Origin of the sequence: Streptomyces sp. NPDC048278 (genome assembly GCF_040652195.1) — a bacterium.
GTDB lineage: Bacteria > Actinomycetota > Actinomycetes > Streptomycetales > Streptomycetaceae > Streptomyces.
In genome coordinates this window covers 1-13,278 of record NZ_JBEZLP010000013.1, presented here as the reverse complement: position 1 = coordinate 13,278, position 13,278 = coordinate 1, and the positions used below count along the sequence as shown (strand labels likewise).

Sequence of the window (13,278 nt, the reverse complement as noted above, 5' to 3'; positions counted from 1 at the left end):
GCTCTCCTCCGGTCGGTTACGCATCGGCTCTGACGCGGGTTTCAGGGAGGTGGTGCGGGTGGTCGAGGTCGTGCGGGACCCGAGAGGAGGACGGTGACCGGGCCCGGGCGCGCGCAGGGCAGCGCGCGCCCGGGAGACGGCCGCCGTGGGCCCTTTCGGGGTCCACGGCCACCGGCCGGGAGCCGTCCCTCCCGACCGGAGCTCAAGTGCCTTGCGGGGAAGCGGAGTCAGCGCCCGGCGATCTCCGCCAGCCGCCGGGCCTCGGCCCGCGTCGCGCGCGCGATGGCGTCCTCGTCGACGCGCAGCAGCCGGTTGTCCTCGACGATCTGACGGCCGTTCACGAAGGAGGCGGTGACCGGCGCGGCGGCGCCGAGGACCAGGGCGGTCACCGGGTCGGCGATGGAGGCGTGGGCGAGGGTGTCCAGCTTCCAGAGGACCAGGTCGGCGAGCTTGCCGGGTTCGAGGGAGCCGATCTGCTCCGCCCGGCCGAGGACCTGGGCGCCGCCGTAGGTGCCGAGGCGCAGCGCCTGGCGGGCGTTCAGGGCCGCCTCCCGGTGCGCGCCGAGGCGGTTGATCAGCAGCGCGTTGCGCAGTTCGGTGTGGAGTTCGCCGGACTCGTTGGACGCGGTGCCGTCGACGCCGAGGCCGACCGGGACGCCGGCGGCGAGCATGTCGGGGACGCGTGCGATCCCGGCCGCGAGGCGGGCGTTGGAGGACGGGCAGTGGGCGACGCCGGTCCCGGTGCGGGCGAACGCGGCGATGTCGGAGTCGTTCATGTGGACGCAGTGCGCCATCCACACGTCCTCGCCGAGCCAGCCGGTGGACTCGAAGTAGTCGGTCGGGCCCGTCCCGAACAGTTCCTTGCAGAACTGCTCCTCCTCGACGGTCTCCGAGCCGTGGGTGTGCAGCCGCACCCCGAGCCGACGGGCCAGCTCGGCTCCCTGCCGCAGGAGTTCGGTGGAGACGGAGAACGGCGAGCAGGGCGCGACGGCCACCTGGGTCATGGCGTCGAAGGAGGCGTCGTGGTGCTCCGCGACGGTCGCCTCGGTGGCGGCCAGGGCGCCTTCGAGAGTCTCGACGGCGAAGTCCGGGGGCAGCCCGCCGTCCTTCTCGCTGCGGTCCATGGAGCCGCGGGCGAGGGTGAAGCGGACGCCCGTCTCGCGGGCGGCGCGGATGATCGCGCCGGACAGGTCGCCGGAGTCCTTCGGGTAGACGTAGTGATGGTCCATCGCGGTGGTGACACCGCCGCGGGCCATCATGGCGAGCGAGCCCTGCGCCGCCGCGTACACCATGGGCTCGTCGATGCGCGCCCAGGTCGGGTAGAGGGCGACGAGCCAGTTGAAGAGGTTGTGGTCGGTGGCCAGGCCCCGGGTGATCCACTGGTAGTAGTGGTGGTGGGTGTTGACCAGGCCGGGGGTCACCAGGTGGCCGGTGGCGTCGATGCGGCGTACGACGTCCTCCAGGCCCTCGGGTGCCCTGCCCGCGCCGAGCGACTCGATGCGGTTGCCGGCGATGACGACGTACCCGTCCGCGTACTCGGTGTCGTGGGCGTCGACGGTCGCGATCGAACAGTTCTCGATGACGATGCGCTGGCCTGCTGCCATGATGTGTCCTTTTCGCTCAGCGGACTCGTGGTGAGGGCACGGCAGGACCCCGGGGATTTGAGTGCCGCGGCCGGGGAGCCCGAAGAGCCCGCTCCCCGGCCGAGGGTGCCGAAAAGAGTGAGGAGGTCAGAGGTTGGTGAGGTCCACCGGGATCCTCGCCTCGCAGCCTTCCCGCAGGACGGTCGCCTCGATCAGGCCGTAGGGCCGGTCGGCGGCGTAGTACACGGCCCCGTCCTCGGTGGCGTTCTTCAGCCCGAAGGGCTCCAGGTCGACGAGGAAGTGGTGCTTGTTCGGGAGCGAGAAGCGGACCTCGTCGATCTCGCCGCGGTTGTCGATGATCCGCGAACCCATCTGGTACAGCGTCTGCTGCAACGAGAGGGAGTACGTCTCGGCGAAGGCCCGGAGCATGTGCTTCTTCGTCTGCTCGTAGGACTGCTCCCAGTGGGGCATCTCCTGCTCGTCGTCGGTCCAGTTGAACCGCCAGCGGGCGGAGACCTCGGTGGCCAGGATGCGGTCGTACGCCTCGGGGAGGGTCGTGTACTTGTCCTTGACGTAGCCCCAGAACTCCGAGTCGGTCGAGTTCATCACGACGAGGTCCTTGAGGCCGGAGACGACCTCCCACCCGGAGCCGTCGTAGCTGATCTGCGTGAGCCGGGTCTCCTGGCCCTTGCGCACGAACGAGTGCCTGGCGTCGGAGGCGTCGATGCGCTCCCAGGCGTACTCCTCGATCCGGATCCGGGCCCGGTGGATCGGCTCCTGGCTGGTCACGAAGTGCCGGGCGAGGTGGATGCCGAACTGCTCGGCGGACTCGATGCCGTGCTCCTTGGCGAACGCGAACACCGTGTTCTTGGTGGTGTCGGTCGGCAGGACGTTGGCGTTGGAGCCGGAGTAGTGGACCTCGTCCATGTCGCCGGAGAGCGACACCGAGACGTTGAGGTCCTTGATGTGGTGGGTGGCGCCGTCCCGCGTGATCTTGACGACCCGGTTCTCGGCCTTGCCGTACTGGTTCTGTCCAAGAATCGTAGGCATGTGTAGCTAGCTCCCTCGGTAAACGGAGTAGCCGAACGGGTTGAGCAGCAGCGGTACGTGGTAGTGCTCGCCCGGTACGACGGCGAACGTGATCGCCACCTCCGGGAAGAACACGGCCGGTCCGCTGTCCCGATTCGCGGGGGCGTCCTGCTGCGCATCGGCTTGCTTCTTCTCGAAATACGGCTCCACGGCGAAGTCGAGCCGTACGTGTGCGGTCCCCACCGGCAGCGCCGGCAGGTCCTTGCACCGGCCGTCCGCGTCGGTCGCGGAACCGCCGAGCGCCTGCCAGTCCGCTTCCCGGCCGGGGCGGGCGGAGAGCCGGACGGCGACGCCTTCGGCGGGGCGGCCGACGCTGGTGTCCAGGATGTGGGTGGACACGGAGGCGGTGGTGCTGGTGCCGGTGCTGGTGCTCATGGTGTCAGGCGTCCTCTTCAGTCTGCTTCGGCCGGCTTCAGTCCGCTTCGACCAGCCGGCCGAGCCGGATGCGGTTGATCCTGCCCAGCTCGGTGCGGACGATCTCCCGCTCCTGCTCGGGCGGGTTGCCGATCCGCTCCTTGACCGCGTCCCGCATCTCCTCGCCGGTGCGGCCGGTGGCGCAGATCAGGAAGACATGGCCGAACCGCTCCTGGTAGGCGAGGTTGAGTTCGAGCATCTCCGCCTTGAGGGCGTCGGCGGCGCCTGCCATGCCGGACTGCTCCCGGGCCGAGGTGGGGTCGCCGGGCCTGGGGCGGCCGATCGGCGGGTGTCCGGCCATGGCCTCGGCGAGGTCCGCCGCGCCCAGCTCGGCCATGACGGCGTCGCTGGCGGAGTAGAGGGCCTCCGGGGTGGCGTAGGGGCGGGCGGCGAGCAGGTGCCGGGCCCAGGCGGTGGAGGCGCACGCCTCGTGGAGGACGGCGAGTGCCGCGTGCTCCTCCAGTTCGTTGAACCGGGCCAGGCCCGGGGGCGTGGAAGTCGACGTCACGGGAGCCTCCGTGGCCGTGTGCGGCCTTCGTGCTGAACGGGCTGCCGTTAGCTAACGCCCTCCGGAACCCAGCGTCAACACTTTGTTGAAAATTCCGCGTAACAACCCCCGCCGCACACCGGGAGGGTCAGCCTTCCTTCTCGCGGTTCAGGTAGTTGTAGACGGTGAAGCGGCTCACGCCGAGAGCGCCCGCCACGGTCTCCACGCCGTGCCGTACGGAGAAGGCGCCCCGCGCCTCCAGTATGCGCACGACCTCCTGCTTCGCCTTGCGGTCCAGGTCGGCCAGCGGCTTGCCCTGCTTGCGCTCCATGGCGGCCAGGATGTGGTCGAGGGAGTCCGCGAGCTGCGGCAGCCGTACGGCGACCGCGTCGACGCCCTCCCAGGCGAGCACGACGTCGTCGGGGCCGGCCTCGTCGGGCGGGAGCATCTCCCCGCCCATGGCGTCGACCAGCGGCTTCACGGCGGTGATGAAGGGCTCGTCCCCGTTTCCGGTCACTTGTCGCCGCCCTCCCCCACCACGTTGACCTGGAGCGAGATCCGGGTGGCGCCGGCCTCCAGCGCCTTGCGCAGCAGCGCGTCCACGGCGGTGAGCACGGCGTCGGAGCCGCCCTCCGCCGTGTTCCCGAACGGCCCGACGTCCACCGCGTCCAGCTCGGCGCCCTCGATGACCTCGCGGGCGACCAGCGCGTGCGCGGGGGCCTCGTCGAGGTCGAAGGGTTCGGTCGTGAACTCCACTCTCAATCGCATTGCGCCCCCAGAAAACGCACTTCCGGCCTGGGCTTCGGCCGACCACCGCACAGCCGCGACACACCCCGGGCCAGTCAGATCCACGGTGACGGAGCCGCTGCGTCCGCCACGAGCCGACCCTAACCGACCGGGGCGCCCCTCCGCCCGGTCAGCGGGTGCTCCACTTCTGGTTGTCCTGGCCGTTGCAGTCCCAGAGCTGGAGCCGGGTGCCGTTGCCGGTCTGCTCGTCCTTGACGTCCACGCACTTGTTCGCCTGCGGATTGACCAGGTCGTTGCTGGAGTTCAGGCGGAACTGCTGAGCCGGGTTGCCGCTGCACACCGCGAGCTGGATCACCGCGCCGTTCTGCGAGGAGCCCCAGGCGACGTCCATGCAGAGGCCCATCGAGCGGATCGTGCCGTCGGAACGGAAGTCCCACTTCTGCCAGTTCTTGCCGTTGCAGTTCCAGATCTCCAGCGGCGAGCCGTCCGCGCCCTTGTGCCCCACCATCTCGATGCACCGGTTGGAGGCGTGACTGTAGATGGTGGTGCCGGGCGCGCTGGTCACCGTGGCGGTGACCGTGGCCTTGGTCCCGGTGGTCTTCTTCTTGGAACTCCCGCCGGAGGACGCCTTCTTGGGTGCCTCGGCGGAGCTGCCCGCGACCACCCCGGCGCCCGCCGCGGCGGCCCCCGCGCCCTTCTTCACCGTGTTCTTCCTGCCGCCGTCCGCCGGCCGGGAGGGCGACGCGGTCGGCGAGGAGGACACCGGGTCCGGGGTGGCCGAACCGTAGGCGCCGGGTCCGGCGTCCGTCGTCGCCCCGTTCAGTACGGTGCCGGCCTCGGCGGCCCGGTCCGACGTCTTCCCGTCCGGACCCGACCGGCCGAGCATTCCCGACACCAGGAACGGCACCCCGATCAGCAGCGCCCCCGCGATCGCGGCTCCGGCCAGCAGCCCCCGCGAGGGACGGCCGAAGGCGGGGGCGGCCACGACGTCCGTGTCGGCGCCGGAGCCCGCTCCGGCGCCGGTTCCGGTTCCTGGGGCGGCCTCTGCCTCGGTGTCGGCGTGGCCCTCGGGTGCCGCTTCCGGGCCCGGGCCGGCGCTGGCCTCTCGCTCCGGGGCCGCGCCGACGTCGGCGCCCGCGTCGGCGCCCGGGGCCGGAGACGTTCCCGCGGCCTGACCCGGCGCCGGGGCCGGGGCCGCGACCGGGGCCGCCGCGGCAGGCCGGGACCGGGCCGTGAGAGCCTCTTCCGCCCGCGCGGCGGTCTCCGTCCCGCCGGGACCGGTCGCCGGTTCCCCGCCGACGGCCGGGGCCGCCGCCGCTGCCGTGGCCTGGGCCTCCCGCGCCGCTCCGGTCGCGGGCGCACCGCCCGAGGTGGGGTCCGGGGCCGCACCCGACTCCGTCTCGCCCGTCGTCGGCTGCTGCCGCGGGCTGTTCTTGCCGGACATGGTGTTCCTTCCGATGTGATCGGGTGGCGACCGGTCAGTCGTCGTCCGCGGCGGGCGGAGCGGCCGAGAACCGGTTGCCGTCGAAGTAGAGGGTCAGCGGGGCGCCGTCGGCCGGGCCGAACCGGTGGCTGCGGTCGCCGGGGCCGAGCACCAGGACCGGTCGCCCGGTGTCCCGTGCGACCAGTGCCGCCAGGGTGGACACGTAGACGGGGGTGTCGGGGCGGGCCAGCACCAGTGCGAGGCGTGCGAAGTCGTCCAGTCCGGCCTCGGCGACGGTCACCGTGCCGTTCTGGAGGATCGCCTGGGCGCGCACCTCCTCGGTGAGGGCACCGACGTGCGCCAGCGCGGCGGTCGTCAGCGCCGTGTCGGGGCCCGGGAGCGCGGCGTCGTCGGGGGCCCCGTGCGCGGCCACGTCGCTCCGGGCCCAGGCGAGGAGCGCGCCGTGCGGGTCACCGGTACGGGTCCAGGCCGGGGCGGTGCCGGAGGAGGCGAGCAGCCCGGCCAGGGAACGCGCGAACGTCTCGGGACGCTCCTCCCGCGACACGACGGGCCGACGACCCGCGGGGCCCACACCGCCCCGGCCGTTCCCGTCCTCGCCGTCCGCGTCGTCCTCGTCGTCCGCGTCGTCCTCGTCGTCTTCGGTTTCCTCGTCCTCGGTGTCCTCTTCCCCGCCCCCGCCGTGGCCGCCCCCGGTGCCCCGGGCGGTCCCGCCCCCGGCTCCGGCCGGCCCGGTCTCCCGCTCCTGCGGCGGTTCCTCCGGCTCTTCCTCGGTCTCCTGCGCCAACTCCGCCGCGGGACCGGCGCCGCTGCGTGCCCGGGGCGGGCGGGGGGTGCGGCGGGGCCAGGTGGCCGGGGTGGCGGCCAGGGAGCCGGTGGGCAGCGGCACGGTGCCGTCGTCCGCCGCCGCCCGCTCCGTCTCCAGGAGGGCGACCACGTCGGCGAGGTCGTTCTGGGCGTTGCGCTGCCGGGCCGCCTGCCGGCCCTGCTCGGCGAGGGTGGCGTCGACCTCGCGGCCGAGGGCGTCCAGGGCCTCCTGGGCCGTGTCGCGCGCGGCGACCGCCCGGTCGTGCCGTGCGACGGCCACGGCGAGTGCCTCCCGGGCCGTGCGGTCGGCCGTGGCCGCCGTCGCGGCCGTGTCCTGGGCGTGGGCCAGGGCCTCGGCGGCGGTGCGGGCCGCGTCCCGGGCCAGGCCGAGCCGGCGCGCGGTGTCGTCGGCGGCGTGCCGGGCGGTCTCGGCGGCCCGGTCGGCCGCCTCCGCCGCCGTCCGGGCCCGGGCCAGCGCCGTGCGCGCCCGGTTCCGGCGCGACTCTCGCCGGGCCAGGGACTCACGCCGGGCAACGGACTCACCCGAGGCGGCGCTGCCCGTGCCGCCGTCCCGCGCGGCCGGGGCGGCGGCCCGCCGTACGGCCTCCTCCGCCTCCTCCAGCTCGGCCTGCGCGGTCCTGACCGCCTCGTGGGCTTCGTCGGCGGCGTCGGCCGCGGCCGTGGCCCGCCCGGTCCGCTCACCGAGATCGGCCGTCAGCTCCGTCACCCGGGCCCGCCGTTCCCGGTCGGTGCGGGCGGCCTCGGTGACGGCGGTGTCGGCGGCGGTGCGGGCGTCGGCCGCGATACCGGCCGCGGCGCGGGCGTCGGCCAGCGCCCGTTCCGCCTCCGTCACCGGCGGCAGGGCGTCGTCCCGCGCGCGCAGGGCGTCCGGCATCCGTGCCTGGAGCAGAGCCTCGTGCGCGCGTGCCGCGTCCTCGGCCTGCCCGGCCTCCTCCAGCGCGCGTATCTGATCGCGTACGGCCGTCCAGCCGTCGCCCCGGCCGTCCCCCGCGCCCCCGTCCCGGTCCGCCGCCTGGTCCTCGTCCCGGTCCGCCGCCCTGTCCGCCGCCTGGTCCTCGGCCGGTGTGCTGTCCGGGTCGCCGTCGGCGTCGAACCGGCGGAACCGGACGCCGTCGCCGTCGCGCAGGGCCAGTTCGACCGGTCGCCGCAGGAGGGCGGCGGTGCCCGAGGCGGCGTACAGGGCGCGGGCGGTCTGTGCCGCGCTGCCGTCGACGGCCAGCCACAGCTGGACCATGCCGGAGCCGCCGTCCGGGCCCGCCCCGATGCCGTCCGCCAGCAGGGTGGGCAGGTCCCGCAGCGGCACGGTCCGCCAGTCCCGCAGCACGTCGTCGGCCCTGCCGTCCGCCGCCCGCGCGTCCGCGGCCTCCCGGGCGAGGGAGGCGCCGTCGAACACCCCCGGGGCGGTCCGGGCGCCGGTGACCCCGAACCCGAGCAGATCGCGTTCCAGGGGCCGGATCCGCACGGTGCCGGTCACGTACCGGACGCCGTTCGGGCCGTGCACGGTGATCAGGGCGTCCGCGAGGGCCTCGTGGCTGCGGGTGCCGCGGGAACCCTCCGGGGTGGTGGTGTTGCCGTGCTTGAGCCAGTCCCTGCGGGTACCGCTGACGGCGGCGCCCGTCCCCGGCTGCTGCGGCTGGCGGGCCAGCACCGGCAGGGTGAAGCCGAGCAGCTGCCGGTTCGCGTCGTCGGCGCTGAAACCGCCCTGCGCCGAGAGGCTTCCGGTGAGGCCCGCCTGCGAGGCGGAGCCCGCGCTCACCGTGCTGATCCGCAGCCGGTCCACCGTCACGTCGCCGGTGTCGGTCACCGGGCGCGGCCGGTACAGCTCCACGGTGAGCCGGGGCGGGGTGCCCGGACGGCCCTGGAACGGGTAGGCGCCCGGCATCACGGTGGTCACACCGGCCGGGCCGCGCGGATGGTCCAGCGAGACCGTGCCCGCCTGGACGAGTTCGCCGATCCGTACGGCGCCGGCGTCCGCGGAGTCCGAGGCGGTCAGCGACCGCCAGGAGTGGGTGAGGTCCGGGGCCACCTCGCCGAGCGCGGCGGCGAGTTCGGCGCCCCCGTCGAAGCCGAACACCGGCGCCGGGCCGCCCGGGGTGAACCGCCGCCCGGTCACCGTGGGGCGCTGTCGGTGCCGTCCCACCGCCAGGGGCTCCTCGGCAGGCGCGGGTTCGGCGGTCTCGCTGCCCGTGAAGCGCAGCGCGGCGGCGGCGTGCACGGTGACGGTCCGGGCGGGCCGGCCCAGGAACAGGTGCGTGACCCGGTCGGCGAGCGAGGTGTCCGCGTCGGTCAGGCTCAGCACTCCGTGCTGGAGGACGCTGCCCGGCAGGTCCAGCAGCCAGTCGGCGGTCGGGGTCGAGCGGACCTCGGCGACGATCCGGTACGGGACGCCCTCGAAGTCGGCGGCGTTGTCGGTGCGCAGCCAGTAGCGGTCCTCGGCGGCCCGGGTCGCCCGCGCCGAGTTGCCGCGGACCGTGTCGCCGCCGAGCAGGACGTTCGCCCGGTCGGTACGGGGGCCGCCGGTGAGCCTCGGGATGCGGGACTGGAGCTGGACGAACCCCGAGTGCCGGACGGTACGCGCGGTCCGGTCGGTCACCGCGGACGGGGTGTGGCCGAGGAAGTGCTCGATCCCGGCGCCCGGTGCCGCCGGGAACCCGCGCAGCAGGCGCAGCGCGTGGTCGTCGGCGTCCGGTTCGGCCCGCAGCGTCACCTCGACCAGGCGGGCACCGCCGTACCCGACGTGCCGGTACCGGAACCGCTGCACCCGGCCAGGTCCCCGCCCGGCCAGGGTGCGCAGCCCGGCCGTGGAGGTGAGGTCGGCGATCCTGGTGGCCACCCCCGGCAGATACGACGAGTGCCCCGGCCGGGTCGTGCCGGGCGCCTCGTCCTCCACCAGTCCGAGCAGTCGCTGCCGCAGTTCGTCGGGGCGCCGCACGGTCCGGGTGGCGTCGGTGAACTGGTCCATCGCCTGGACGCTGCCGAGGCCCACCTCGCGGGAGGCGACGAACCGGCGCGGCAGCGGCACCGAGCCCGGCACCTGCGCGGGCACCGTGAGACCGGCCACCCCCGCGAACCAGGCGGCGTGGCGCCGGATCTGCGCCGGTGTGGCCAGGAACCGCACGGCGTCCGGCAGTTCCACCGCCACCGTCACCGTACGGCCCTCGCCCTGCCCGAACGCGTTGCCGACGGCGTTGCGGCGGCCCCGCCGGAACGTCACCAGCAGCAGTCCGTCGGCCGCGATGCGGTGCTGGGCGCCGCTCTCGGTGGCCGTGCGGTTCACGACCGTCGAGGAGGCGAGCGCCCGGGACCGGTCGCCTCGGGTGGTGCGGCTGTGCCGGACCGACGGGTTGAGGGTCGACGGCCGGTGCGCGGACGCCGTCGTGCCGCCGCCCTGCTGCTGCGCCGGGTCGTCGGCACGGCGGTGGTGCATGCCGCCGTCGTCGTCGTTGCCCGCGGCCTGGTCGGCGGCCGGGGTCTGCGCCGACGAGGTGTTGCGGACCGCGGTGAAGCCGCCCGCCCACTGGACGCTGCTCGACACCCCCCGCTGCTGTCCGGCCCCGTCGCCTGCGCTCAGCCCGGTCTCGAAGTACTGCGAGACGTCGCCCGCCGCCCGCGGCCGTCGCAGGGCGCCCCGGATCTCCACCGACAGCACCTCGTCCGCGGCGAGCCCGGGCAGGGTGAGCCCCTCGATCACATAGGCGCCCTTGAACACCTGGTGGCCGCGGGCCAGCAGGGCCGCGGGGCTGCGGGCGGCGGTCAGCATCTCCGCGGCCACCGTGGTCGGGTCGGTGGCCGCGGACCCGGCCAGCGACTCGCCGATGGCCCGCCCGACCCGCGCCACCGGCGCCGGGGTGTGTTCCGCCACCGCGTCCCGTACGTCGTCCAGCAGGCCCCGGGCGGGATGCCCGGGGTAGGTGTTGCCGAGCACGGACCGGAACGCCTCGTCCAGCGCGGCCGACGCCCGGAACACCTCCACCATCGAGTCGTCCGGCAGCGGCACCGAGTCCGGCAGCGGGGTGCCGTGGTCGTCGGTCAGGTCGAGCAGGGTGCGGTCGGCCGGGGTGGCGGCCCGCACGGTGTGGGCCGCGGGCGCCGCCGGGGCGGGCGCGGCGGCGGGCAGCGTACGGTGCGTCGGCACCGACAGCCGCAGTGTCCCCGGCACCCGGTCCGGCGGCGGGGGCGGCGGGTCCGCCGGCGGGGCACCGTGCGGTACGTACGGTTCGGTCACCGTCTCGTGCGCGAACCGCACCAGGGGCTGCTCCCCCGGCCCCTCGTACAGGTCGAGCGCCAGCTCGGCCGGCACCTCGAACACCTCGCTGCGCTGCCCCGGCCCGCTGCCGATGAAGAACTGGTCGTGTCCGACCGACAGTTGCACGCTGTTGTCGTGCTGCACCTGGTGGCCGCGCACATGGTCGCCGGTGCCGCCCAGCGTCCACGCGCCCTTGCGGACCGGCAGCCCGAACGAACCACCGCCGCCGTACGACATCCCGTACGACGACCCCCGCTGGTCGTTGCCGGCCGTCGACAGGGACGCCACGCCCATGCCCTGTACATCCGGCAGCACCCGGGTGTGCACGCTGTCGCCCTCCCCGCGCACCGCGCTGAGCACCAGCCGCACCCGGCGGCTCCCGGACAGCGTCGGGATCTCCAGGAAGAGCGGATGGCCGCCGTCCACCATGGCGTCCGTGGCGGCCCGCTGCCCCACCTGGGACCTGGCCTGTTCGAACCTGCTCAGATTGTTCAACTGGGCCTGCACCAGGGCCTCGTCGGGCAGCACCCGGTTGCGCGAAGAGGTGTCCGCGGGCAGGAAGCCCTCCCGGCGCAGCCAGTTCTCGGCCTGCACGAAGAGGGGCTCGGCGCCTTCCACGCCCAGCGGCGTCGTGGTAGTGCCGATCGCCTGGAGATGCTCCAACTCGGCCGGGAGACGCCGCAGTTCCTCCGGAGACGGAGCGTGGCCCCGGGCGTCCTCGGCGGTCAGCAGCCGCAGGTGCATCCCGCGCGGCCAGTCGCCCGGCGTGAAGTCCAGATGCCCGCCGCCCGGCAGGTGGAGCACCAGCGTGTGCCGTACCTCGGCGGGCGCCAGCAGATGGCTCCGGTTGCTGCGGACCGCGTGCATCAGGGCCGCGCTGCCGCTCTGCGCCAGCGACTCGTTCGTCCCCGCCTGGGCCGAGGCCCGCCCCAGCACCCCGCCCCCGACCCGCCGCACCGCTTCCGGATGCCCCTCGGCGTGGTCGCCGGTGAGCGCCGGACCGACGCTCCCGGACAACGACAGGCCGCTGCTGAACCTCGACTGGGAGTCGATCCGCACCACCTGGGTCAGATGGCTCTCCAGATTGATCTTCCCGGGGACACTGCGCCGCAGCGGATCCCCGACGGCCACCTCGGTGAGCAGCTGGAACATGCCGACCGCGCGCCCCGACCCGTCCAGAAGCACCGGCGAGAAGACCCCTCGGTCCCGCTGCATCGGCAGGGTGCCCCGCAGCAACGGCTCCGACAGGAACGTCTCCAGTTCGGCGAGGGAGTCCTCGTCCAGGGACCGCAGCCGCGCCCCGAAGTGCTCCAGCGCCTCCGCGAACAGCCGCCCCGGCTCGGCCACCGTGTCCACGCCCCACACCGGAAGGTCGTCGAGATCCGCCGCCTCCGGCAGCTCCCCCTCCTCGTCCCGCGCCAGGTGCTGCGGGAACCAGAAGGTCACCGGCCCGTGCGACACGGCCGCCCCCCAGGTGACCGGAGCGGCCAGTGCCGGGGTGTCCAGCCGCACCTCCCACAGGGCGGTGAAGTCGTACGGCTCCGACGGCTCGTTGCTGCGCTGCGCCGACGTCGTCTGCACCACCGTGGTCACCGACGACGTCGACGCGAGCTGGTTCAACGTCAGCGCGAGGGTCAGCGCCACGTCGACACCGCGGACCGGGATCGCCCTGGTCACCGGGAACAGCCCGGTCCACGGCAGCAGCAGGGTACGGACCGTGCCGGACGCCTCCGACGACACCGACTCCTGGGTGCCGACACCGCGCCGCTCCACCCGCACGTCCCGCTCGGCACCCTCGGCCTGCCCGTACCGGGCCGCCGCCACCGGGTCCGCGAGGCGCATCCGCAGATCCACCACCCGGTCCCGGCCGTTCACCCGCAGCGTGATCCGATGGCCCAGACTGCCGCGCAGATACGGCAGGTTGAGCACCAGCTCCTCCGCGCTCGCCACGGTCCGCAACTGCTCCCGCACCGGGTGCGTGTCGGGCGCGTGCGCCAGCCCGAGCGCCGCCATGACCTGCGCGTGCAGCCCGTCCACGACCGCCGCCGACAGCGGTTCGAGGAACACCAGCCCCACATTGCCGTCCAGCTGCCGGCCGTACGCGAGGACGTACGAGGACGACGGTGCCGGGACCGGTGCGTGTGAGGTGGGCCAGGCGGGCGGGGTGTCGGCCGGGATCGGGGGGTCGGCGGGCTCCTGAACGGGACCACTGTGCACGCCGCCGTCGAAGGGGTGGTCGTGGAGCCGGGGGCCCGCCGCCGTGACGCTCTCGATGATGTCGAGATAGCGCTGGGGAATCTCCACTCCGGACTCGGTCGTCGCCATCACGCCCGCGGTGTGCACCGCCATGCTGTTGGCATGGGACCGGAAGACGAAGTCGTTGTCCCGCTGCTCGTCCGGCAACCCCAGATAATGCAGCACCTCGTGCAGAAGATCCTCGTCC

Annotated in this window: 8 protein-coding genes; all 8 read right to left on the bottom strand. The window is 74.4% G+C overall.

Going from position 1 to position 13,278, the window contains the following annotated elements; genetic code table 11:
• Window positions 1-227: 227 nt before the first annotated feature.
• Entirely contained in the window at window positions 228-1,604 is a 1,377-nt protein-coding gene (locus AB0D74_RS22960; RefSeq protein WP_362589916.1) for an 8-oxoguanine deaminase, read from the bottom strand.
• Window positions 1,605-1,730: 126 nt separating this feature from the next.
• Window positions 1,731-2,633: a factor-independent urate hydroxylase gene (gene pucL, locus AB0D74_RS22955; RefSeq protein ID WP_362589913.1), complete on the bottom strand. Its 903-nt coding sequence runs from the start codon at window positions 2,631-2,633 to the stop codon at window positions 1,731-1,733.
• 6 nt (window positions 2,634-2,639) lie between these two features.
• Window positions 2,640-3,047: a hydroxyisourate hydrolase gene (gene uraH / locus AB0D74_RS22950; protein ID WP_362589910.1), complete on the bottom strand. Its 408-nt coding sequence runs from the start codon at window positions 3,045-3,047 to the stop codon at window positions 2,640-2,642.
• 37 nt (window positions 3,048-3,084) lie between these two features.
• On the bottom strand, window positions 3,085-3,594 hold the full coding sequence (gene uraD / locus AB0D74_RS22945) for a 2-oxo-4-hydroxy-4-carboxy-5-ureidoimidazoline decarboxylase (protein WP_362589907.1): 510 nt from the start codon (window positions 3,592-3,594) through the stop codon (window positions 3,085-3,087).
• Window positions 3,595-3,721: 127 nt separating this feature from the next.
• Window positions 3,722-4,090 carry a helix-turn-helix domain-containing protein gene (locus AB0D74_RS22940; protein ID WP_362589904.1) on the bottom strand — a complete coding sequence of 123 codons (369 nt, stop codon included), beginning with the start codon at window positions 4,088-4,090 and terminating at the stop codon, window positions 3,722-3,724.
• Window positions 4,087-4,341, bottom strand: coding sequence for a hypothetical protein (locus AB0D74_RS22935; protein ID WP_362589901.1), 255 nt, complete (start codon window positions 4,339-4,341; stop codon window positions 4,087-4,089). Before AB0D74_RS22935 ends, AB0D74_RS22940 begins: the two co-directional genes overlap by 4 nt.
• 148 nt (window positions 4,342-4,489) lie before the next feature.
• Window positions 4,490-5,764, bottom strand: coding sequence for an RICIN domain-containing protein (locus AB0D74_RS22930; RefSeq protein ID WP_362589898.1), 1,275 nt, complete (start codon window positions 5,762-5,764; stop codon window positions 4,490-4,492).
• 34 nt (window positions 5,765-5,798) lie between these two features.
• The gene (locus AB0D74_RS22925; RefSeq protein ID WP_362589895.1) at window positions 5,799-13,256 is read right to left on the bottom strand and encodes a hypothetical protein; all 7,458 of its coding nucleotides are present in this window, start codon (window positions 13,254-13,256) and stop codon (window positions 5,799-5,801) included.
• Window positions 13,257-13,278: the final 22 nt, after the last annotated feature.

Coding starts and splice junctions, on each gene's coding strand:
- AB0D74_RS22960 (WP_362589916.1), bottom strand. CDS start 1,604: ATGGCAGCAGGCCAGCGCATCGTCATCGAGAACTGTTCGATCGCGACC.
- pucL (WP_362589913.1), bottom strand. CDS start 2,633: ATGCCTACGATTCTTGGACAGAACCAGTACGGCAAGGCCGAGAACCGG.
- uraH (WP_362589910.1), bottom strand. CDS start 3,047: ATGAGCACCAGCACCGGCACCAGCACCACCGCCTCCGTGTCCACCCAC.
- AB0D74_RS22935 (WP_362589901.1), bottom strand. CDS start 4,341: ATGCGATTGAGAGTGGAGTTCACGACCGAACCCTTCGACCTCGACGAG.
- AB0D74_RS22930 (WP_362589898.1), bottom strand. CDS start 5,764: ATGTCCGGCAAGAACAGCCCGCGGCAGCAGCCGACGACGGGCGAGACG.